Raw genomic sequence first — 21,160 nt, 5'->3', positions numbered from 1 at the left:
ATCCTAGTTCGTTTTGACGGTGACGGTGATGTCGTCCCGGTACGACCCCGGAACGGCGTCGGCCAGTGTGCCGATGTCGACCTCGATTTGGAAGCGATCGCCGCCGACGCCGGTGACGCCATTTTTCGTTGCAACGGTGACGTTGTTCTTCGACAGATCGATCAACCGGCCGTCGACCGACAAACGGTAGGGCACCACCCCGCTCGCGCCCCCGACGCGTTCCAGCACACCGCGGTTTTCGGAACTCATCAAGATCAGATATCCGGCGTTGGTCCGAGCCAAAAGATCGAAACGCTCGCGCTCGCCTTCTTGGAGAACGCCGAAGTCGATCGTGTAGGCGGTGGCACCGTCGTCGAACGGGGCGCCGGTGGGCACGACCGACACTTCGGCCACCTTGGGCAAACTCGCCCTCAGCCGCAAGCTTGTCGTCGCTATAAGCGAATTGGACGCGAAGGTGCCTTCGTAGAGGCGAATCCTAACGCGATCGTTGTAGGTGCCGCTCGGCAGGGTCTGTCCGGGTGGGATGGAGACGGCGTAGGCGATCCTCTGGGTGTCGGCACCGGAAAACGAACCGGAGATGACCTCGTTGACGGTGGCGGTCGGCAGATCCTTGAGGACGTTGCTCTGCGAGACGTCGTTGTAGATGTTGTAGTTTAACCGCTCGCCGCTCTTTTCCATGTAGCGATTGAAGTCGTTCGAATTCCCTTCCGAAAATGTCACGAAGTACTGACACGACCCGCTCCGGTTGCGGATGTCGATCTGGCCTTCCTGATTGTAGGTCGTGGGGTCGAACGGATTGTAGCCTGAGCCTTCTCCTTGCCACTGGAACTGCGGCACGGATCCGAACTGCAAACGGCAATCGGCGCGGACCTCCTGGCTGATCAGCAGGAACCCGATAACGAAGAGTCCGAGGAGCGGTAGCGTTCTCATTGCGGTGACCTTAACAGAGATAGGGGGCCGACGTCGGATTGGGCGAGGCGTCGGTCGTTCGATGTTGCCTCGACCACTAAGCAAGGACGGCCCGAGGATTGGATCGGTCTGCACGCGGCGAGGGCCGCGTCACGGCTAACGAAAGCGCCGGCTTCGATCCGATAGCGGGCCGCACCGTCGTTGCTGGGAACCACGGCCGTTTCCAGCCCCGTGAGGGCCCGCCCCAGTTCGCTGCGCAAGCGCCCGAGTTCTGCGGTTGCCGCGCCCTGGCTCGGCAGCGTGGCAAGGTGGAGGCGGTACTGGGGCTGCGGCGGCGCTTGGGACTGGTCCAGTGGATCGTTGCGCGGCGGCGCGCTAGCTAGACCAGTGGGTTCGCTCGGGCCGTTGCGGCGGACACGCGTACCTTCGGAGGAAATAACAACGGTTGAGTCGGGTTGGCCATCGGTTAGGTCGACCGTGGGAACCTGAGGGGCACCTGCCGTGGCTGCCGTTTCGGATGCCGTCGGACGCGATACCCGATCCTCTGCCCGTAGCGCCGGTGGCGGGATCGCTTCGGCGTCGGATCGTTGCTGGGTCGCCGCGCCCGTGATGCGCCCAATGGCACCGGCGGTCGGCGCCACTTCGATGCAGGGTTGACCGGCGCGTTGGAGCGCCTCGCAAAGGTCGATGGCGCTCGATCTGTCGGCGAGCGGGCCAGCCTGGAGCCGGTGGAACGTGCCCCGCGCCGGGCCAAGGTCAACAAGGACGACGGTAGGGGTGAAGTTGGCCAGCAACGTGGGATGCTTTTCGATCAGGCGTTGCCACTCCGCGTCCGCGGCAGCGGTCGATTGGAGCGATCCCAATTGGACGCGGTGGACAGTGCGCGGCGGTTCCCCGTTGATCGCTTCATCGACGAGTTGCGTGGTCGCAGCCGGTGCCACGACAACTGGCCCCACGACGACCGGCGCTTGAACGACCGGTGCAACGGTAACGGGGGCCACGGGAATTGCCGGAACCGAGGGGGCGTCGGCAACTGCCGCGAGATCGTCGTCCGTCGATTGAGACGCATCTTCGGCGCGCTCTTGGCCGCGGGCGGGTGGCTGCTCGGCTGGCAGGGCGCCGGCGGGCGCAATGACGAGACAACTTTGTCCGCGTTCCTGCAGCGCACGGCACAGTTGCCTCGCAGCGATCGGTTCGGGGAACGGGCGCACTTGAAGGCGATAGAAGACGCCTCGCGACCCAAGGTCCACTTCGACGATGACGGGTTGGAGTGTTCCCAGCAGGTCGTCGTGCTGGGAAAGAATACCGCCCCAGGCAAGTTCCGCCTCCCGTGGGGTCCGAAATGCCGCGAGCTGCACGCGGTAGTGACCGATGTTTTGCGGCGGGTCCGCCTGCTCACGCGGGATTCCGACTGTAGGACGCGCCTCGCCACCGACTGCCGGCCCACTCGGTTGTGTTTGCTCGGCCGGTGCGACCGGTTCCACCCGCGCGATTTCGGCGTCGGCAGGTATTGGGTCGGTTGCCGCTGACGGTGCGTCTTGCTTGGCGTCGGCTTCCTGCACCGGCGCCAAATCGTCGGCGTCGGGCGTTGGCTGCGTCGGCGTCGGCGTCGGCGTCGGCGTCGGCGTCGGCGTCGGCGCTTCGGGTGCCGGTGTATCTTCCGGTTCCGCAGTGACCCTGAACGTTCCCAAGTCGACGATCCCGAGCGCGTCCTGGCCAATCTCGAAGGTGATCGGCAGGTCGGGGAAGGCGAACAACGTTAGTTCGTAGGTGCCTGCGGTCAGGCCGTCCGACGTCATGACGCCCGCACGGTCCGAAAAGACAAGCAACGGCGTAAAGGCGTCGTTGCCCGGTTGAGATATCTCACCGGCCTGAAGGGCGACTGGACCGCCGAGATCGTCGACCACTTTGAAGGTAATGAGAACGCTGGCGGACGTTCCGATATTGATGATCGTGCCGCTGCGAATGGTGGGGACCACATCGAAGACGTCCTGCCCCAGCTCGGCACCGATCGCCAGGTCGGGGACGTCCACCAGAATTCGGCGGACCTGATAGGAACTCAGGTCGGGGATGACGGCCGGGCCGAAGCGATCAGCTTCGGCAACATAGGCGCGCTCGCCGCGGGGATTGATGCCGACGGTTTGGCCTTTCAGTGACGGATGGGGGACTACAATCGCAAAGCCGTCCGTTACGGGGCGCGTGACGGCGAAGTGACCGCCGGCGAAGACGAGTGCGGTGCCAAGGCGTGCGCTTGTAACTCTCTCCGATTCCGTTTGGCTAGTGCGAGGCATGGTCACGTTGTGCGAGATCGATGTCTCGGCGCGGTAACCGGTTCGCGATAATTCCCCCGTCGCTCGGGTATTTCCGGCATCGCGCTGGAGTCCGGCGGTTGCGGCGACGCCGCCGATGATATTTTCGGGGCGATAGTTCCAATCCAAGCGGCTCACGCCGGATTGGGAATCGCGAGTGGACGATATGGTCTGACCGGTTCCAGTTAACGACACGTTCAAAGACACGAATGCCCGGTTCTCATACGGACCGTTGCTATCGCGGCGCCGCAAGAGGTCCAAACTGAGGTTGGCGCCACGGGCCAACTGGCGGCTGAGCGAGCCCGATACGCTGCCGGAATTGCGCCCATTGTTGCGGGCAACCCGGTGGGTCGCGCCGATGCTGCCGGACAGTTTCATGGGCAGACGCTGGCTGTAGCGCACCGCAGAATCGAGAACCGTATTGTTATTGGGCCGCGTCGATCCAAGGGCGGCGAATCGCTGTCCGGTATAGGCGAGCGACAGATCGAAGTTCTGATTGAGAGCGCTCCGAGTGCCGCGCTTGCGATACCCAAGCCGCGCCGCGATGTCGGCGTTCGCGCCCTCAACGTAGCTCGTGGCGAGGCGGCTTTCGAAAGTTCCGACACCGGTTGCCCACAACGCTTGGCCGCCGAGCAATTGTTGGATCTTGTTCGCTTGAAAATCGGCGCCCAACGTCAAAGTGTTCGTGACGCCGCGCCGGTAGTCGCCCGAGAAGATTACCTTCGAGGTGTCATAGGTTCGCGTTCCGTTTCTTTCCTCTGCGGGCAAACCGAGAGAGGCGGAGAACTGGTCGATGTCGGTTGCCAACAACGACGAGTCGAAAAACAACGAGTAGGTCGTCTCCTCTACCTCCCCGACGTCGTTCGTGACCCGCAGCACAACATCGTTGACGCCGCTTCCGAGCGGAAGGTCGCGCAGGTCGTAGCGGCCGGCTGGCAAACGAAACGTTCGCACCGTCGCGCCGTTGATGACCACCTCGACCTGCGACGCTGTGCGGAGGACGAATTCGTTGCTCGTAACCGGCTCGGTGACGACATAGGGCTGGAGCGTGTAATTGCGCGCCACCGTAACCCCAGCCATTGGAACGAAGGCTTGATAGTTGGTCGTCGGAAAATTCAAGTCGCCATAGGTCCACCGCATTGCGCGATCGGGGACGTCCTGAAGAATGCGAAAGTCGCCGCGCTGCCAGGGCCGCACAGAGTTCTCGTTGTAAGAAAGCCGGTAGTCGAGGGCGATTTTGGGAACAGCGACCGCGCCGGCGAAATCGACGCGCATTGCCCGTTTTCCGGTTTTGCCGGTACCCGTCGTTTCGTGAACATGGTCCAGACCGGTACGGATATTGACATATGCGCTGGCCGGGGCGGGACCGAGGGGGGCAGTGAGGCTTGTGGGTGGTTGCCCACGGTTGGTCATATTGAGGGGGAGGGGCTTGCGAAGCTGTGGATCGATGTCGATTCGGAGTACGAGGTCGGCGTTGTCGAACTCGGCCATGATTCCGATCTCGAACAATGTGCCTGTCATGATCTTGCCGTCCTCGAAGGGCAAGGCAAGAAATTGTTCCGCGCCCGCTTCGTTGAGGAAGTCGGCGACCTGATCGACCAGTGCCTGGCGGTTCATTTTGGTCTCGAACGGATCGTCGGCAACGTCGATATCGATCGTTCCCCGATCGACGCCGTCGACAACCAGCGGCACTTCAAGAGAGGGTTGTCCTGGTCCCTGTCGCCGCCCGAAAACTTGTTCGAACAGCTTGTCGGTACTGGGCAGCGCTTGGTCGCCGCCCTCATCGTCGTTGTCACTTTCGTCCTCATTGTCGGCGGTTTTGCCGACAGACGCTTGGTCGCGGTTCTCCTGCGACCAAGCCAACGGCATGGACAGGCTTCCAACGATCAAAAGCAGAATGAGAAGGGTGCTGCGCACGATCCAAGAACGGGATATGGCTGGGTCGTCTTGCCGACCTGCCGATGGTCTCCCAGCCCGTTGCTCCTTTTCTGTGCCGGTGACCCCTGCCTCGTCAGGCCGTTCCGACGGCGGTCTCTGTGTTCACCCTCCAGTGGCAGAAACCATAAAATAAATTTCTGTCGCGATTACAGTGGCTCAAACTCCAATCCAACCTGTACCGGACCGACCGGCAGTCCTGCCGGCCAAGCGACGCTGAAACGGCGTGTCGCGCCGGCAAGGATGTTGGCCCCGTTCATGCCTTCCAGTTGCTCTGGACTCATCGTCACGGATTGACCGCCTGCTGTGACGTTAAGTTTGAGATTGCCAAGAAGAGCGTGGCGCGTGCCTTGGTTTTTCACAGTGACACTCAACCGCTGCTCGCCCTTGTCGTCGGTCGCCGGTTCCGCCCCTTCGACGGCGATATTGGGTGCTGCGTTCGGCGGCGACACATACAGGGTCCCTTCGTACCGCAGCAGCAGCGTCACCTGGGCGCCACCTTGGCGTTCGCGCTGCAAGTTGATCGGCAATTGCTCGGTAATGATGCGAAAGGCCAGTTCACTAGCCGGTGCCGCATCGCCGCGCCACTGGACTCGCACCGCCTGGCTTTGGCCGGGGCGCAGCACCATTTGCGGCGGGAACAGCAGGAATTGTCCTTCGTCGACCGGGGTCAGCACGTCGCTCCCGTCGGGAGCGGTTTCACGCTTCTGGATCGTGACCTGCAGGGCAACAGGACTAGGGGTGTCGTTGATGACCCGGAACTGGCCTTGCGCGCCGCGCCCCGCCGGTTCGAGGTCAATGGTGAGGGGGACGACCCGGTAGGCCTGCGAGGGCCCCGCGGTAACGAATCCCACCAACAGCAAGGCAGCAAAGCTCAGCCCCAAGTCGCGAGCGTACCGGGACAAAACGCGAAGGGTCCGGAAGCTAGGGCTTCCGGACCCAATAACCGTGTATTTCTCAATCATACAGGCACTTTAGCGTACCTGCCCGCGATAACGGAAGTGGTTACGGCGCAGTGATGGAGAAGGTCAGCGTTTCGGTGTAGTCGGTCGCTTGATCCAAGTTCGCCGCGGTCCCGTCGTAGGAGATTTTGGCGTCGTAGGAATCGCCGCCCACAACTGACCGAGCAGCTGTCGAGACGAACTGGCCCGAGGCGCCGGTGAAGCTCACCGCAACAGCATTGCGGAGCAAGCTGAACGACAGGTCGTCATTGGTTGTCGCGGTCGGGCTATGAAAGCATGGGCCGTTCGCAGCGCCGCAATCCGAGGAGCCCTGATTGAGCGACGCTACCGAGACGGAATAGCCAGTCGGGTTGTTGGCCTGCGCGACGACCGTCGCCACTTTGAGCGCTGTGACGGTGCCGGTGAGGTCGAGGCCGCTGGCCGAGGCGGTTGGCGTCACGGTGATCGCGAGGATCTGTTGAACGGTGCCTGTCACCGTAAGCTGCGCGGATGTCGCTGCCATAGCCGCCGGAACGGCAGCGGCGGCGAGGCCGGCGGCAACCAAGCCAGCGGTGATCTTTTTCGAGAACTGAAGTTGAGAAACGTTCATGTCGATACCTGTAGTTGAATAAACACGGTTGGACTTGCGGTTTGTTCTCTCAGACCACCTGATTCAGGCCGGCGGCGTTACCCCTATATCCGCAAGCCGCGTGCCAAGTGTGTATTCCCGGGTCGAAACGAAAGTTTCTAAACTTTTATCTAGTTTCCTGCGGCTATTGGCGCGAAATTGGTCGTTCGCAAACGGCACAGGGTTTGTGGGCGTCTCGAAACGGTGCGTCGCCTGTACCAAAATGGCGCATCCGAAGAGGGGAGGCTGCGAATTAGGGGGGAGCCGCGGATTCGCGTCTAGATCGTGTGTTTTGTCTAGGGAGCCCGAACTAAAAGCTGGAGCGAGACGGTCGCTTGCTGGCTGTTTTGCCTTTTCGGCGGTGCCTTGATTTGAAGGGCACGGGGCCCCTGGGTCTGCGACCCTTGTACGGACGTAGCCCGGCTCAGCATAGCGCTATTTCCTTGGAATTCGAGAACCTGGCCGCCGTAAAGGAGGTCGAACTCGAAGGCTTGTTCTTCGGTGACGTCGAGGTTGACCAAGACGAACTCGTACCCCGCCGCGGCGTTAGTAAAGACGTCAAGAATCGCAAGCAACGCGTTCTCGAGCGGCTGGTCGTAGTCCCAGTCGATGAACGTGGTGTTGTTCTGGATGGAGACCGAGGTTGTCCCCTCCACGAAACCGGTGATCTTGAGGGCATCCTGGGCGCGCACGACCGTAAGCGGCGCAAACGCCAGCGCCGTCAGCGTCAAAGCAAAGATGCCGCGTCGAAGAACCAAGATTGTCGCCTCCTGTCACGCACCATACAGATGTCGTGCCAACTTTAAGCATCTTGTGAGCGATAAGGCGGTGTCAAGCCGTGCGTACGTTGCCAGGTACGCTTGCGTTTGCCGGTTCCGCGGTTTCTCTTATCCCAACAAATCTGGAGAACTCTATGGAACCTAGCCGATCCGGTCCGTTTCGATACGTGCCTGTCATCAATCGCCCGGCCATTCGCTGGCCGAACGACGCCCATGTCGCCTTGTGGGTGGCGCCGAACGTCGAATTCTTTCCACTCAACGAAGCAGTTCCGTTTGGCATTGGGATCAACCCCGATGTCCTGTCGTGGTCGCAGCGCGATTACGGGGGCAGAGTGGGGGTGTTCCGGGTGATGGAGGTTCTTGCCAAGCACGGCGTTCGCGCGACCGTCGCGCTGAATGCTGACGTCTGCGAGGCCTACCCGGCGGTTGTCGAAGAAGCGCAGCGACTCGATTGGGAGTTTATGGGGCACGGCGAAACCAACGCGCGGATGATCGACGGGATGGACGAGGGAGAACGGCGCCGCTCCATCCTGGCGACGTTCGATCGCATTGAGCAGGCGACGGGGCGGCGCCCGCGCGGTTGGCTCAGTCCGGGCGTACGCATGACCTGGGATACGCCAGACCTTCTGGTAGAGGCCGGGTGCGAGTACTACTGCGACTTCGTCAACGACGATCAGCCCTACCTCATGGACGTCGGCGGTCGCCGCCTGGTCAACGTCCCGTATTCGTCGGAGATGAACGACCTGCCGGCATTCTTACGTGCCAATCGCACCGCAGAAGAATTTGGCACCATGATCAAACGACAGTTCGATGTTCTGTACCGCGAAGGCGCGACTTCTGGGCGAGTGATGTGTATTGCGCTCCATCCGTTCCTTATCGGCGTGCCCCACCGGATCGGGGCGCTGGACGACGCCCTTGGCTACATCTGTGGTCATCCCGGTGTTTGGCGGGCGACCGCTTCGGAGATCATGGACGCCTATCTCGCGAGCCATCCGACGGTCTGAAGGGGCGGACTATTTCCTGGAAAATAGTTAACTTACTCTACAAAGAATAGATCGTAAGTAGCTGTATATAAGCAATAAATAAAAGCCTCCTTGTGAGGGGGCTAAGCCTGGGTGCGTCCTGGTCGCGGACGGGTTACAGGACTAGAAGCGGCGGCACGAACCGCGTCCAGGAACGCCGCTAACTTGTCGGGATCCAGGGCCCCGTCGGAACGGACGCCTGAGCACAAATCTAGTCCAAACGGATCGACGGCAGCGATGGCTTGACCAACGTTGTCGGGGCGCAGTCCGCCGGCCAGAAAGACCGGGCGCGACACGGCGTCGATAAGCGCGCGGGAAATCGCCCAGTTGTGCACCCTGCCGGTGCCGCCGAGTTCCTTGACGGCAAGATCCGGGTTGCCGGAATCCAGCAGAATGGCGTCGACATCGTCTTGAACGGCCAGCGCCTCTTCGATCGCGCCGTGGTCGCGGACGTGGATGACCTGGACCAGCGTAACGCCGGGAAGCGCTTTTCTCAGCCGGGCGTGACTGCCGGGCGGCAGGGCGTCAACCAGTTGAACGGTGTTGGTCCGGCATCGCCGTTGTTGGTCGATGATCGCGTCGGTGTCCCGGTGGCTGGTCAAAAGAAATGTGGCGATCGGGGGTGGGACGCTCTGGGCGATTTCACGAATGAGATCTTCGTCGATGACGCCCGGGCCACTCGGCATGTGCGATACGAGACCAAGTGCATCGGCACCGAGGTTTACGGCCGTCGCGGCTTCTTCGACGCTCGAGATGCAGCAGATCTTGACCCGAACGCGCTTTGTCATCGGTACGACAATCCCATGGCTTCCCTAGGGGCGCACAATACTGGTCTGCAGCTGCGCTTTGGTCGCCGGATCGGCGAACGATGCGGCGATCGCCGCCTGTGTGATTTGCAACAGCGAGGCAGACGATAACCCCATCGCCGATACGGCGTTGTCATACTCCCGTCCGATCGATGTCGCAAAATAGGGCGGGTCGTCCGAATTGATGGAAACGCTGACACCCGCGTCGATCAGGCGCTGCAGAGGGTGCTTCGCCAGCGTTTCGTACAGGCCGGTTGCTACATTGCTGCCGGGGCACACCTCAAGCGCGATGCCGCGCGCGACGATCTCTTCGACGAGAGCGGGGTCCTCGATGGCGCGCACGCCATGACCCAAGCGCACGATGGGTAGGGTGGCGATCGCTTCACGGATGCGCTCGGGGCCGGCCCATTCGCCCGCGTGCACCGTGCACGGCAGACCGCTTGCCGCGACGTGGTTGAACGCGTCGGCAAACTGACCCGGTGGCCAGTTGGCCTCGTCGCCGCCCATACCGAATCCGACGACGAATTCATGGGGATGGGCAACGACTTGGCGGGCAACCTTCATCGCCTGGTCGGTTCCGAAGTGGCGCACGCAGGTCACGATCAGACGTCCAACGATACCATGGTCTGCTGCCGCATCGGCGATGCCTGCGACGATCCCGTCGAGGTGATCGCGGTAAGTCATCCCGGCAGCGGCTGCGTGATCGGGCGACGACATGACCTCGACATAAACCGCCCCCTCCGCGGCACAGGCGGCGAGGTAGGCATAGGTTACATCGCGGTAGTCTTCGGGTGTCTTGATGACGCTCGACGCCGCGTCGTAGACCTCCAGAAAATGGTTGAAATCGCGCCAGTGAAAGGCGCCGTCGTCTTGGAACAGGTCGATCGGCAGGGAAACCCGGTTGCGCTTAGCCAAGGTGCGGACAAGATGCGGCGGCGCGGTGCCTTCCAGATGGACGTGGAGTTCCGCCTTCGGAATCAAGGCGCTATTCGCTCATGAACGATGGTGTCGGGGCCGGTGGCAGGGTCGCCCACCGTTACAGCGTTCCGTACCAGGGTTGCGACCCGCGCAGCCTCGTCCTGGCTTGCAGCGTGGATCACGCATAGCGGACGGTCCTTGTCGACCTGTTCGCCGATTGCGGCCATCCGGTCCAGTCCCACAGCATAGTCGATGCGGTCGTCTGCCCGGCGGCGCCCACCGCCCAATTCCATCACCGCTAGACCGAGGCTGCGGGTGTCCATTCCGGTGACCGTTCCGGCCACCTCTGGCGCCACCGCATACTGCACCGACGCGGCAGGAAGGTGCCGCTCGGGAGCCTCGACAAGGTCGCTTGGACCACCAAGCCCGGCGCACATTCGCGCAAATCGTTCAGCTGCCCGACCGGAGCGCAATGCTTCTTCCGCCTTAACCTGCGCGGCAGGGACGTCGCTGGCGAGGCCGCCGATAACGAGCAGTTCGGCGCACAGGGCTATCGTCACCGCGTGCAGACGCGGCTCGATCGCGCGGCCCGTCAAATGGTCGAGGGCCTCGCGAACCTCCAGCGCGTTGCCGGCCGCGCGGCCAAGCACCTGATTCATTCCGGTGACCAGGGCGACGCACGGCAGCCCGGCCCCGTTGGCAACGTCGACGATACTCTGGGCAAGGTCGTGGGCCATGCTGGGATCGGCGGCGAAGGCGCCGTTGCCCGTCTTCACGTCCATCACCAGCCCGTCCAGACCAGCCGCCAGCTTCTTCGACAGGATCGACGCGGTAATCAAGGGGATCGACTCGACGGTCGCCGTCACGTCGCGAATGGCGTAGAGCCGCCCGTCGGCGGGTGCAAGGTCGGCTGTTTGTCCGATGATTGCGCATCCGGCCTTCGCGACGACGTGCTTGAACATCCGCAGGTCCGGTTGCGTCGTGTAGCCGGGAATCGAATCGAGCTTGTCCAGCGTGCCGCCCGTGTGCCCAAGACCGCGCCCGGAGATCATCGGGACTGCGCCGCCGCAGGCGGCGATGACGGGACCGAGGATCAGACTGACCTTGTCGCCCACACCGCCCGTGGAGTGCTTGTCGAGGGTTGGGCCCGGCAGATCGATTCCCGACCAATCGATAACGGTGCCCGAGTCGCGCATTGCCAGAGTCAGGGCGATACGTTCGTCCATCGTCATGCCCTGGAAAAAGACGGCCATCGCGAAGGCGGCTGCCTGTCCCTCGGACAGGGTATTGTCGGTCAGGCCTGCAACCATGAAGGCGATTTCTTCGCGGGAGAGCACGTGGCCGTCCCGTTTCCGCCGGATCACTTCCTGGGGAAAAAATGCTGGCATGGCGCGCTATTCCCCGTAGGGAACCCAGATATTCTTCACTTGGGTGCAGTGGCGCAGGAATGCCTCGCCTTCGGCCTGCTCGGGGTCGAACCAATCGCGGCGGCGACGGTCGCTAACCCAGGTCTGCTTCATGTTGCCCGCCGACGCGCGCTCCACCGCGGCGCCGCCGTCGTTGGAACCGAAGTCCCACACGGCGTCGACATCGTCGTGGGCGGCCAACACCGCCGCCAACGAGTCAGCGTCGCCGGTGACGATGTTGAAGCTGCCGCCCGGGACATCCGAGGTATCGAGAACCTGGTAGAGGTCGGTCGCGGCTAGGGGATGCTTGGCGGAAGGGACGGCAACGATACGGTTGCCCATCGCCAACGGCGGCACGGCGAGCGAAATGAGCCCGAGCAATGGCGCGTCGTCGGGACAGACGATCCCCATGACCCCGAGCGGTTCGTTCATCGCGACAGTAACGTTGCGCAGCGGTGTCGCATGGACCCGTCCATCATATTTGTCGGCCCAGGCACCGTAGGTGAAAAGCCGGTCGATGCTGGCCGCCACCTCGCGGGTCGCGACCCGTTTCGATGCGCCGGTCATGGCTCGTATCCGGTCGCGGAACTCGGTCGCGCGGGCCTCAAGATTTTCGGCGATGTAATAGATCACTTGCGCGCGGTTGTGGGCGGTGGCCTTGCTCCATCCCTCGGCTTGGCGGGCCGCTACGACGGCGTCGCGAACGTCCTTACGGTTGCCGTCGCCAACTTCGCCGGCAAGCGATCCGTCCGCCGCGTAGACGGGCCGGCTGTATCCGGAGTCAGGCCGGGTCTGTTTGCCGCCGATATACATCTTCGGCGTGCGGTCCAACTCAGTTGTCGCCGACGTGACACCAGCGGGCACCGGCGCGGCGAGGGCCGGCGCCGAACGATCGTACGATTTCAGTCCCTTCAGGAAAGTGGGTTTGAGGTAGGCGTACATCCCTTCGCGCCCACCCTCGCGTCCGAACCCGGATTCCCGGTAGCCGCCGAACCCGGCCGCCGCATCGAACAGGTTGGTCGAATTGATCCACACGACGCCGCTCTTGAGGGCCGGTGCGATATCCAGCGCGAGGTTGATGTTTTCGGTCCACACGCTTGCGGCTAATCCGTAGCGGCTGTTGTTGGCCAGGGCGATTGCGTCGGCGGGTGTGCGGAAGGGCAGGGCGACCAGCACCGGGCCGAAAATCTCCTCTTGGACCGCCGTGGAGGCCGGTCCGACATCGGTCAGCAACGTTGGCGGGTAGAAGTATCCGTCCTTAGGGCGGGCCCAATCGGGCTGCCAAAGGGTTGCGCCCGCCGCGGTACCCGCCTTGACCAGCGTCTCGATCTTTTCCAGTTGGACCGGCGCGACGATCGCACCGATATCCATCGATTTGTCGAGCGGATCGCCGACCCGCAGTGTTTGCATCCGCGCTTTCAATTTTGCGATGAAGGTGTCGGCGATGCTTTCTTGCACCAAAAGCCGCGAGCCGGCGCAGCACACTTGACCCTGGTTGAACCAAATGGCGTCGACCACGCCTTCGACCGCCCCATCGAGGTCGGCATCGTCGAAGACAACGAACGGCGACTTCCCGCCAAGCTCCAGGGTGAGCGCCTTGCCGCTCCCCGCGGTTGCCGCGCGGATCAGTCGTCCAACTTCGGTCGATCCAGTGAAGGCGATTTTGTCGATCCCAGGGTGGGCGACAATCGCTTCGCCGGTTCGCCCGTCGCCCGTCACAATGTTGACGACGCCGGGCGGCAGTCCGGCGTCCAAACATAGATCTGCGAAAAGGATCGCCGTCAGGCTCGTGAATTCCGCCGGCTTGAGCACCACGGTGTTGCCGGCCGCGAGTGCGGGCGCCACCTTCCAGGCGAGCATCAACAACGGAAAGTTCCAGGGGATAATCTGACCAACAACGCCGAGCGGTTCGTGTCCCGGAAATTCTCGGGCGATCAACTGCGCCCAACCCGCATGGTGGTAGAAGTGTCGCGCGACGAGGGGGACATCGATGTCCCGGGTTTCGCGGATCGGTTTGCCGTTGTCCATCGTTTCTAGAACGGCGAACAGTCGCGCGTGTTTTTGGACCATCCGGGCCAGGGCATAGAGGGTGCGCGCGCGGGCTGGTCCGCCGATTTTTGCCCAAGCCGATTGCGCCGCGCGGGCTGCGGCGACCGCGTTGTTGACGTCCGCGGTTGTGGCTTGAGCGATTTTGGCGAGCGGCCGGGCTGTGGCGGGATTGATCGAGTCGAAATAGCCGCCGTCCGAGGGCGCCTGCCAGGCGTTGGCGATAAACAGCGCGGTCCGGCGCCCGCGCGCCTCCAACCAAGCGTCGGCGATGGCGGCGGCTTCCGGGGCGGGGCCGTAGTCGAGCGTCTCGAATATCTCTGCGACGGTCATGATCAGGCGATCGGGTGGCGGTTGAAGGCGGAATAGCGTCCGGTCACATGGTGCTCCAGTTGGCGTTCGATGTCGGCCAGCAGGCTCGACGCACCGATGCGAAATAGCGCCGGCTGCATCCAATCGTTGCCAAGTTCTTCTTTCATCAAGCTGAGATAGGACAGCGCCGCCTTCGCGGTACTGATACCGCCCGCCGCTTTGAAGCCGACCCGGTGCCCGGTCTTCTCGACGTAGTCGCGGATGCAGCGCACCATCACCAAGCTCACCGGTAGCGTCGCATTAGTCGCCTCTTTGCCGGTGGAGGTCTTGATGAAGTCGCTACCGGCCATCATGCAGACCACGCTGGCGCGCGCGACATTGCGCAAGATCGCCAGATCGCCCGTCGCGATGATCGACTTAAGGTGGGCATCGCCGCAGGCGGCGCGAAACGCGCGCACCTCGTCGTAGAGTGCTTGCCAGTTTCCGGTCAGGACGTGGCTGCGATTGATGACGATATCGATCTCACTTGCCCCCGCTGCGACCGAAGCTTCGACCTCGCGGATCCGAAGATCGAGGGGCGACAGCCCGGCGGGAAATCCAGCCGAAACCGCGGCCACCGGGATGCCGCTGCCGTCGAGCGCGCGCAGCGCAGGCTCAAGCATGTCGTGATAGACGCACACGGCGCCGACTTGGATCGCGCGGTCTTCCATACCCAACGCGTCAAGAATGTCGCCCCGCACCGGTTGGCGAGCCTTGGCGCAAAGCCGCGCCACCTTTGCCGGCGTGTCGTCACCCGCGAGCGTGGTCAGGTCGATCGTTGTGATCGCTTTCAACAACCACGCCGCCTGCCACTGCTTCTTTACGGTACGCCGGGTGGGGATCGTCGCCGCGCGGCGTTCGACCGCGCTCTGGTTGACCCGGATCGCCCGGAGCCAATCAAGTTCCAGGGCCATACCCGGGTTGCGCGTCGGGTGTGGGGCCACGGCCTGTTTGGTGCCGGGCAGGGGGGTGACGTTATAGGTATTCATGGCGTTCTCCCGCCGGACATTTTGACAGGTACGCGGCCTGCTTCCGAGTCGCTCGGCCGCCTTTTAGCGTGATCCACGCACAGAATGCCGTTCCCAGGCCCGCAATTTGTGCTGGACCTCGGTGCGGACCCGATCAATCCAACTTACCGATGAACGTTCGGACCAGTTTCGTGAGATCCTTCGCGGCCAAGTCCGCGAAGTGCAGGGTTTGCTCGTGCGTCAGCGGATCGCCACTCATGCCTGCGGCCAAGTTGGTCAGCACCGACACCGCGGCAACGCGCAGGCCGCAGTGCCGGGCGATCAAGACCTCCGGCACCGTCGACATCCCGACGGCGTCCGCGCCCAAGGTGCGAAAAGCGCGAATCTCGGCGGGCGTTTCGAAGTTGGGGCCGAGGTAGCCCGCATAAACGCCCTCGTAGAGCGTGATCCCCAGGGCCGCAGCCGTATCCTTGAGCAGCGTGCGCAAAGCCGGATCGTAGGCGTCGACCATGTTCGGAAACCGGGGGCCGAACGACTCGTCGTTGGGGCCGGTCAGGGGATTGCCGGGTTGCAGATTGATGTGGTCGCTGATGGCCATCAGGCTACCGGGCGGTCGGTCCGCCACCAGGCAGCCCGCCGCGTTGGTCGCGAACAAGATTTCGCACCCGAGCGCTTTGAACGTGCGTACCGGCGTGACCATGGCTTTGAGATCGCCCTCGTAGGAATGGGCGCGGCCCTGTAGGCACGCGACCGGCACGCCGGCGAGGCGTCCGACGAGCAGCTTGCCGGCATGCCCTTCGACGCCGGGCTTCGGGAAGCCGGGCAGCTCGCCGAACGAAATGGAGACGGCGTCCTCGATTTCGTTTCCCAGGTTACCGAGGCCGGATCCGAGGATGATTCCGACACGCGGCACCGCGCCGCCGGTTTTCTCGCGCACGGTAGTGGCCGCGCGCCGCGCCTGTTCGGTCATTGGGCCTCCAAGTTGTTGGGGCCGAACGCGCCGGGCAACAACTCGCCCAATGTAAAGGTCTTACGCAGCCCCTCGGGGCCGCAGACGTGCACGTGCGTCGTCGCCAACGCGAACTCGTTGAGGCGCTGCCGGCACCCGCCGCACGGCGTGCACAGGCCGTCGCCGCCGCCGATCACAACGACCTCGACGATTTTGCGCGCACCGTCGGCGATCATCGCGCCGATTGCCGATGCTTCAGCGCATTGTCCTTGAGGATACGCCGCGTTCTCGACGTTGGCGCCGGCGTAGAGTCGGCCGTCTTCGGTGCGCAGGCAGGCGCCGACGTGAAAGTGGGAGTAGGGCGCATAGGCCCGCGCACGCGCTTGCGCGGCCAGGGCGATCATGTCGTCGAGGGTGCTCATCTTTCCTTTATGTAGGGTATACCGCTTGCCCGCGGTGCAACCGCCTTACCGACGAAACCGGCCAACAGGATCACGGTCAGCGCGAACGGAAGAGCCTGGATGAATTGGACTGGGATAATCCCGATACCGGGAATATCGACACCCTGAAGGCGGGTTTGCACCGCATCGGTAAAGGCAAACAGGAAACAGGCGAACATGGTAGGCCAGGGTCGCCACTTACCGAAGATCAGCGCGGCCAGGGCGATAAATCCCTGGCCCGCCGACATGTTGCGCAGGAACCCGGCATTCTGCGCAATGGCTAGATAAGTACCGCCTATCCCGCATAGGACACCGGTTACGATCAAGGCCTGATAGCGCATCCGGTCGACTGATATGCCTGCGGTGTCGACGGCTTCCGGGCTCTCGCCGACGGCGCGCAGGCGCAAGCCGAAACGGGTCTTGTAGACGACCCAAGCCGTCAGCGGGACCGCCAGGATGGCCAAGTAAACGAAGACGTTGTGGCCACTCACGATCTCGAAATAAATCGGGCCGATCACAGGGACGTCGGCGATCGCTTCGGCGCCGGGCCAGTGCCAGGGGTGAAACCGCGCATTACCTTCGACCCGCGGCGTCTGTCCACCTTGGTGAAACCATGCCAAGGCCAAAGTCGGACCGAGGCCTGCGACGAGAATATTGATCGCCATGCCCGACACGACTTGATCGCCCTTATGGGTAACGCAGGCATAGGCGTGCACCATGGCGAGGGCCACGGCAAAGGCGATCCCGGCCGCCAGTCCAAGCCAGGCGGAGTGCGATACGGCGGCAACGGTCGCGGCGGCGAAGGCAGCGCCTAGCAGCTTGCCCTCAAGGGCGATGTCGACCACCCCGGAGCGTTCCGCGAACAGACCGGCAAGGGCTGCCAGGATCAGCGGTGTCGCCACCCGCAGGGTCGCGTCGGCGATCAGCACGACCATGGTGAAAAATTCTTCCATGGCCTATTCCGCCGCCATTGGTGTGCGCCGCCGCGTGACGCGCAGATACGCCGCGACGATGTGCGGGCGAAACACATGCTCCATCGCGCCCGAGAACAGAATGACCAAGCCCTGTATCACGACGACCATATCGCGGGTGATCGTCGGGATGTCGAAGCTCAGCTCGGAGCCGCCCTGGTACAGCATCCCGAACAACAGCGCGGCAAAGAATATCCCCAGTGGGTGGTTGCGGCCCATCAACGCCACGGCGATCCCGACAAATCCGAAACCTGCTGGAAAGTCTAAAATTAGCCGGTGATGAACGCCGATGATTTCGTTGATGCCGACCATCCCGGCAAGACCGCCGGAAACCACCATGGCCAGGATGATGTTCCGCGATGGCGAAATACCGGCGTAGATCGCGGCTGCTTGGTTGGCGCCGACGGTCCGGATTTCGAACCCCCAGCGGGTATGCCAGATGAAGACCCACACGAGGACGGCGGCAATCAAGGCAATCACAAAGGACAGGTTCAGCGACGACTGCCCGATCGTGATGCCAACCGCGCCGAACACGTCGTGCATGAAGGGGAGCCAGGCGTTGGCGTCGAACTCGCGGCTTTGCGGGCCTTGCTGACCGGGTTCGATCAGGACCTCGACCAGCAAGTAGGTCATCAGTGCCGCCGCCAAGAAATTGAACATGATAGTCGTGATCACGACGTGGCTGCCGCGTTTGGCCTGCAGGTAACCCGGCACGAACGCCCATGCCGCGCCGAACAGCATCGATGCGGCGATCGCGATCAAGATCACAATCGGCGCGGGCCATCCCACTAGGGCGAGGCTGACCAGGCCGACGCCGAGGCCGCCGATATAGGCCTGACCCTCGCCGCCGATATTGAACAGGCCACAGTGAAAAGCGATCGCCACGGCAAGGCCGGTGAAGATGAAATTGGTGGTGTAGTAGAGCGTGAAGCCGATCAAGTCCGTCGCGCCGAAGGCGCCCAGAACAAGGAGCTTCATCGCCTGCCAGGGGTCCTCGCCGATCAGGGCGATGATGATCCCGGCGATGATGAACGCGACCGCAAGGTTTGCGACCGGCACGAGGACGTGGGTCACCCAACGGGGGACTTGGGCCGGCGGGGCGGGGGCAATCATGCTGCCGCGCCTAGACGTTCACCCGCCATCATCAGGCCGAGCTTGCGCTCGTCCGCCTCGGCCTGGCTCACTTCGCCGACGATCTCGCCGTCGAACATCACGACGATGCGGTCCGACAACGAGAGGATTTCATCGAGTTCGACCGAAACCAGCAACACGGCCTTTCCTTGATCGCGCATGGCGATGAGACGTTTGTGAATAAATTCGATCGCGCCGATATCGACCCCGCGCGTCGGCTGTCCGACGAGCAAAAGGTCCGGGTTCTGGTCCATCTCGCGCGCCAAGACGATTTTTTGCTGGTTGCCACCGCTGAATGCCGACGTGCGCAGCAACGGGTTCGACGGCCGCACGTCGAAGCGTTCCATTTTTTCGGCGACGTCCTCGACGATCGCGCCCTGGCGCATCAAGACCGCGCCGGTGTACTTCGCATCGCCCTGGTGGCCTAGAATCGAACTTTCGTTGGCTTGGAAAGAAACGACGAGGCCCATCCGTTGACGGTCCTCCGGGACGTGGCCCATACCGAGCCGGCGCATTTCACGCGCGTCGCGCAGATGCGTCGCGTCGATTTCCGTGCCTTTGAAACGAATGATCCCGCTTTCGATGGGACGAATGCCCGCCAACGCTTCGAGCAGTTCCGACTGCCCGTTACCGGCAACGCCCGCGATACCGAGAATCTCGCCGGCACGAACGTTGAAGCTCACGCCTTTGACGCGGCGGACGCCCTGGCCGTCGCGCACGCCGAGATCCTTGACCGCCAGAACCTCCTCGCCCGGTGTGGCGGGCGTCTTCTCGACATTGAGGAGAACGGAACGGCCGACCATTAGCTCGGCCAACTGCGCGCGCGAGGTCTCCGCGGTCTTGACGTTGGCGACGACCGCGCCTTGGCGCATGACCGTGACGTTGTCGGTCAGCGCCATGATTTCGCGCAGCTTGTGGGTGATCAAAATGACCGTCTTGCCCTGATCGCGCAGCGCCCGGAGGATATCGAACAGTTGGTCGACTTCCTGCGGCGTCAGCACCCCGGTCGGTTCGTCCAAGATCAAAATATCCGCGCCGCGATAGAGCGCTTTCAAAATTTCGACGCGCTGACGCAAACCGACCGGCAGCGTTTCGATGGTCGCATCGGGGTTTACTTCCAGCGCGTAGTTGCGTTCGAGACGTTCGAGTTCGGCCCGGGCACGCTCGAGGCTGGGGGCAAGAAGCCGTCCGCTCTCCGCGCCGAGGATGACGTTCTCCAAAACGGTGAAAGGCTCGACCAGCATGAAGTGCTGGTGAACCATGCCGATGCCGTGGCTGAGGGCGTTTTGCGGTCCGGTGATCTTGACAGGGTTGCCGTTGACGCGAATCTCGCCAGCGTCGGCTTGATAGTAGCCGTAGACGATACTCATCAAGGTCGATTTACCGGCGCCGTTTTCGCCGATGATCCCGTGGATGCTGCCGCGCGGGACCTGGAATGACACACCGTTATTGGCGTGTACGGGACCGAACCACTTGTCGATCCCGCGCAGTTCGAGGGCCGGCGTTGCGTTGCCGCTTGGCGCCGATACGTCGGTGTCCGAATCGGTCACGAGTCGTATCTACCCATTCGACGACTCAACCCCAGCCCTGAACCGTTGGCAGCCTAGACGTTAGCTACCTTTGTACCCGTTGACCGTGATCTTGCCCGAGACGATGTCCTTGCGGGCCTGCTCGATACGGGCCTCCATCTCCGACGTGATCAGGCCGCGGTTGTGCTCGTCGAGCGCCCAACCCACGCCGCCTTCGGCAACGCCGAGCGATTGAATGCCGGCGGTGAACATGCCGCCCTTGGCATCCTTGAATGCGGTTTCGACGGCAACGTCGACCCGCTTTAGCATCGAGGTCAGCATCGTACCGGGGTGCAGGTAGTTCTGGTTCGAGTCCACGCCGATGGCGAGTTTGCCGCCGTCGACAGCAGCTTGGTAGACGCCGACACCGGTGCCGCCAGCCGCAGCGTAGATGACGTCGGCGCCGCGGCCGAACTGGCTGCGTGCCAATTCAGCACCTTTGCCCGGGTCATTCCATGCGGCCGGTGTCGTGCCGGTCATATTCTGGAACACCTCGATGTTCGGGTTCACGTATTTGGCGCCCTCGGCATATCCTGCCGCGAAGTTGCGGATCAACGGAATATCCATGCCACCTACGAAGCCGACTTTACCGGTCTTGGATGCCAGTGCTGCAGCCATGCCGACGAGGAACGATCCCTCGTGCTCCTTGAACACAATGGAGCGAACGTTCGGCAAGTCGACGACGGCGTCGATGATCGCGAACTTGGTGTCGGGGAATTCCTTGGCGACTTTCTCGACAGCCGGCTGTTGGGCGAACCCGATGCCAACGACGATGTTGGCGCCGTCCCGAGCCATCCTGCGAATTGCTTGCTCGCGTTGGGTTGGGCTCGTGACTTCGAACTCGCGATAGGAGATGCCGGAGTCTTTCTTGAACCGTTCGGCGCCGTCGTAGGCCGCTTGGTTGAACGATTTGTCGAACTTGCCGCCCATGTCGAAGACGATGGCGGGCGAGAAGTCCGCCGCATTGGCCGACGATACGGCTACGGCCATGCCGACCGCAGCCAGCCCGGAAATGATTAGGCGTTTCATGAAACGACCTCCCTACATATGTGTTTCTACGCCGGCAGCTTAGCGGACCCGGGA

General features: G+C 62.8%; 17 protein-coding genes. 1 reads left to right on the top strand and 16 read right to left on the bottom strand.

Annotated features, from left to right (window positions below; translation table 11 throughout):
- Positions 1-3: 3 nt before the first annotated feature.
- From RID42_13410 to RID42_13390, 5 genes are all read right to left on the bottom strand, one after another.
- Complete coding sequence (locus RID42_13410; GenBank protein ID MEQ8248668.1) at positions 4-930, bottom strand: spore coat protein U domain-containing protein; 927 nt, start codon at positions 928-930, stop codon at positions 4-6.
- Positions 927-5,087: an SPOR domain-containing protein gene (locus tag RID42_13405; GenBank protein ID MEQ8248667.1), complete on the bottom strand. Its 4,161-nt coding sequence runs from the start codon at positions 5,085-5,087 to the stop codon at positions 927-929. The genes RID42_13410 and RID42_13405 overlap by 4 nt, the downstream gene beginning before the upstream one ends.
- Before the next feature lie 215 nt (positions 5,088-5,302).
- The gene (locus tag RID42_13400) at positions 5,303-6,118 is read right to left on the bottom strand and encodes a fimbria/pilus periplasmic chaperone (GenBank protein ID MEQ8248666.1); all 816 of its coding nucleotides are present in this window, start codon (positions 6,116-6,118) and stop codon (positions 5,303-5,305) included.
- A gap of 40 nt (positions 6,119-6,158) precedes the next feature.
- Positions 6,159-6,704: a hypothetical protein gene (locus RID42_13395; protein MEQ8248665.1), complete on the bottom strand. Its 546-nt coding sequence runs from the start codon at positions 6,702-6,704 to the stop codon at positions 6,159-6,161.
- A gap of 314 nt (positions 6,705-7,018) precedes the next feature.
- Complete coding sequence (locus RID42_13390; GenBank protein ID MEQ8248664.1) at positions 7,019-7,480, bottom strand: hypothetical protein; 462 nt, start codon at positions 7,478-7,480, stop codon at positions 7,019-7,021.
- A 155-nt stretch (positions 7,481-7,635) separates the two neighbouring features.
- Between RID42_13390 and RID42_13385 the strand changes: the two genes are divergently transcribed.
- Entirely contained in the window at positions 7,636-8,505 is an 870-nt protein-coding gene (locus tag RID42_13385) for a polysaccharide deacetylase family protein (protein MEQ8248663.1), read from the top strand.
- A 101-nt stretch (positions 8,506-8,606) separates the two neighbouring features.
- On the opposite strand, the gene RID42_13380 is transcribed toward RID42_13385, so the two are convergent.
- The 11 genes from RID42_13380 to RID42_13330 form a co-directional block, all read right to left on the bottom strand.
- Positions 8,607-9,311: a phosphoribosylanthranilate isomerase gene (locus tag RID42_13380; protein ID MEQ8248662.1), complete on the bottom strand. Its 705-nt coding sequence runs from the start codon at positions 9,309-9,311 to the stop codon at positions 8,607-8,609.
- 24 nt (positions 9,312-9,335) lie between these two features.
- Entirely contained in the window at positions 9,336-10,310 is a 975-nt protein-coding gene (gene add, locus RID42_13375) for an adenosine deaminase (GenBank protein MEQ8248661.1), read from the bottom strand.
- Positions 10,307-11,635, bottom strand: coding sequence for a thymidine phosphorylase (gene deoA / locus RID42_13370; protein MEQ8248660.1), 1,329 nt, complete (start codon positions 11,633-11,635; stop codon positions 10,307-10,309). The genes add and deoA overlap by 4 nt, the downstream gene beginning before the upstream one ends.
- 6 nt (positions 11,636-11,641) lie before the next feature.
- Positions 11,642-14,032, bottom strand: coding sequence for an aldehyde dehydrogenase family protein (locus tag RID42_13365; GenBank protein ID MEQ8248659.1), 2,391 nt, complete (start codon positions 14,030-14,032; stop codon positions 11,642-11,644).
- Positions 14,033-14,034: 2 nt separating this feature from the next.
- On the bottom strand, positions 14,035-15,039 hold the full coding sequence (gene deoC / locus RID42_13360) for a deoxyribose-phosphate aldolase (protein ID MEQ8248658.1): 1,005 nt from the start codon (positions 15,037-15,039) through the stop codon (positions 14,035-14,037).
- A 133-nt stretch (positions 15,040-15,172) separates the two neighbouring features.
- Positions 15,173-15,988, bottom strand: a complete 816-nt coding sequence (locus RID42_13355) for a purine-nucleoside phosphorylase (GenBank protein ID MEQ8248657.1) — start codon at positions 15,986-15,988, stop codon at positions 15,173-15,175.
- Positions 15,985-16,389: a cytidine deaminase gene (gene cdd, locus RID42_13350; protein MEQ8248656.1), complete on the bottom strand. Its 405-nt coding sequence runs from the start codon at positions 16,387-16,389 to the stop codon at positions 15,985-15,987. The genes RID42_13355 and cdd overlap by 4 nt, the downstream gene beginning before the upstream one ends.
- Entirely contained in the window at positions 16,386-17,360 is a 975-nt protein-coding gene (locus RID42_13345) for an ABC transporter permease (GenBank protein MEQ8248655.1), read from the bottom strand. Before RID42_13345 ends, cdd begins: the two co-directional genes overlap by 4 nt.
- Positions 17,361-17,363: 3 nt before the next feature.
- Complete coding sequence (locus RID42_13340) at positions 17,364-18,491, bottom strand: ABC transporter permease (protein ID MEQ8248654.1); 1,128 nt, start codon at positions 18,489-18,491, stop codon at positions 17,364-17,366.
- Positions 18,488-20,059: an ABC transporter ATP-binding protein gene (locus tag RID42_13335; GenBank protein MEQ8248653.1), complete on the bottom strand. Its 1,572-nt coding sequence runs from the start codon at positions 20,057-20,059 to the stop codon at positions 18,488-18,490. Before RID42_13335 ends, RID42_13340 begins: the two co-directional genes overlap by 4 nt.
- A gap of 60 nt (positions 20,060-20,119) precedes the next feature.
- Entirely contained in the window at positions 20,120-21,106 is a 987-nt protein-coding gene (locus RID42_13330) for a BMP family ABC transporter substrate-binding protein (GenBank protein ID MEQ8248652.1), read from the bottom strand.
- Positions 21,107-21,160 lie beyond the last annotated feature (54 nt).

It is taken from the genome of Alphaproteobacteria bacterium (assembly GCA_040216735.1).
Lineage (GTDB): Bacteria > Pseudomonadota > Alphaproteobacteria > SHVP01 > SHVP01 > CALJDF01.
Note: the sequence above shows the minus strand (reverse complement) of the source record. Positions and strands in the feature narration are given on the sequence as shown.

Bases quoted from the DNA above. Each gene is read 5' to 3' on its own strand.
- RID42_13385 (MEQ8248663.1), top strand. From the start codon at position 7,636: ATGGAACCTAGCCGATCCGGTCCGTTTCGATACGTGCCTGTCATCAAT.
- RID42_13330 (MEQ8248652.1), bottom strand. From the start codon at position 21,106: ATGAAACGCCTAATCATTTCCGGGCTGGCTGCGGTCGGCATGGCCGTA.
- RID42_13395 (MEQ8248665.1), bottom strand. From the start codon at position 6,704: ATGAACGTTTCTCAACTTCAGTTCTCGAAAAAGATCACCGCTGGCTTG.
- deoA (MEQ8248660.1), bottom strand. From the start codon at position 11,635: ATGCCAGCATTTTTTCCCCAGGAAGTGATCCGGCGGAAACGGGACGGC.
- RID42_13345 (MEQ8248655.1), bottom strand. From the start codon at position 17,360: ATGGAAGAATTTTTCACCATGGTCGTGCTGATCGCCGACGCGACCCTG.
- deoC (MEQ8248658.1), bottom strand. From the start codon at position 15,039: ATGAATACCTATAACGTCACCCCCCTGCCCGGCACCAAACAGGCCGTG.
- RID42_13355 (MEQ8248657.1), bottom strand. From the start codon at position 15,988: ATGACCGAACAGGCGCGGCGCGCGGCCACTACCGTGCGCGAGAAAACC.
- RID42_13340 (MEQ8248654.1), bottom strand. From the start codon at position 18,491: ATGATTGCCCCCGCCCCGCCGGCCCAAGTCCCCCGTTGGGTGACCCAC.
- RID42_13380 (MEQ8248662.1), bottom strand. From the start codon at position 9,311: ATGACAAAGCGCGTTCGGGTCAAGATCTGCTGCATCTCGAGCGTCGAA.
- cdd (MEQ8248656.1), bottom strand. From the start codon at position 16,389: ATGAGCACCCTCGACGACATGATCGCCCTGGCCGCGCAAGCGCGTGCG.
- RID42_13400 (MEQ8248666.1), bottom strand. From the start codon at position 6,118: ATGATTGAGAAATACACGGTTATTGGGTCCGGAAGCCCTAGCTTCCGG.
- RID42_13405 (MEQ8248667.1), bottom strand. From the start codon at position 5,087: ATGCCGTTGGCTTGGTCGCAGGAGAACCGCGACCAAGCGTCTGTCGGC.
- RID42_13365 (MEQ8248659.1), bottom strand. From the start codon at position 14,032: ATGACCGTCGCAGAGATATTCGAGACGCTCGACTACGGCCCCGCCCCG.
- RID42_13410 (MEQ8248668.1), bottom strand. From the start codon at position 930: ATGAGAACGCTACCGCTCCTCGGACTCTTCGTTATCGGGTTCCTGCTG.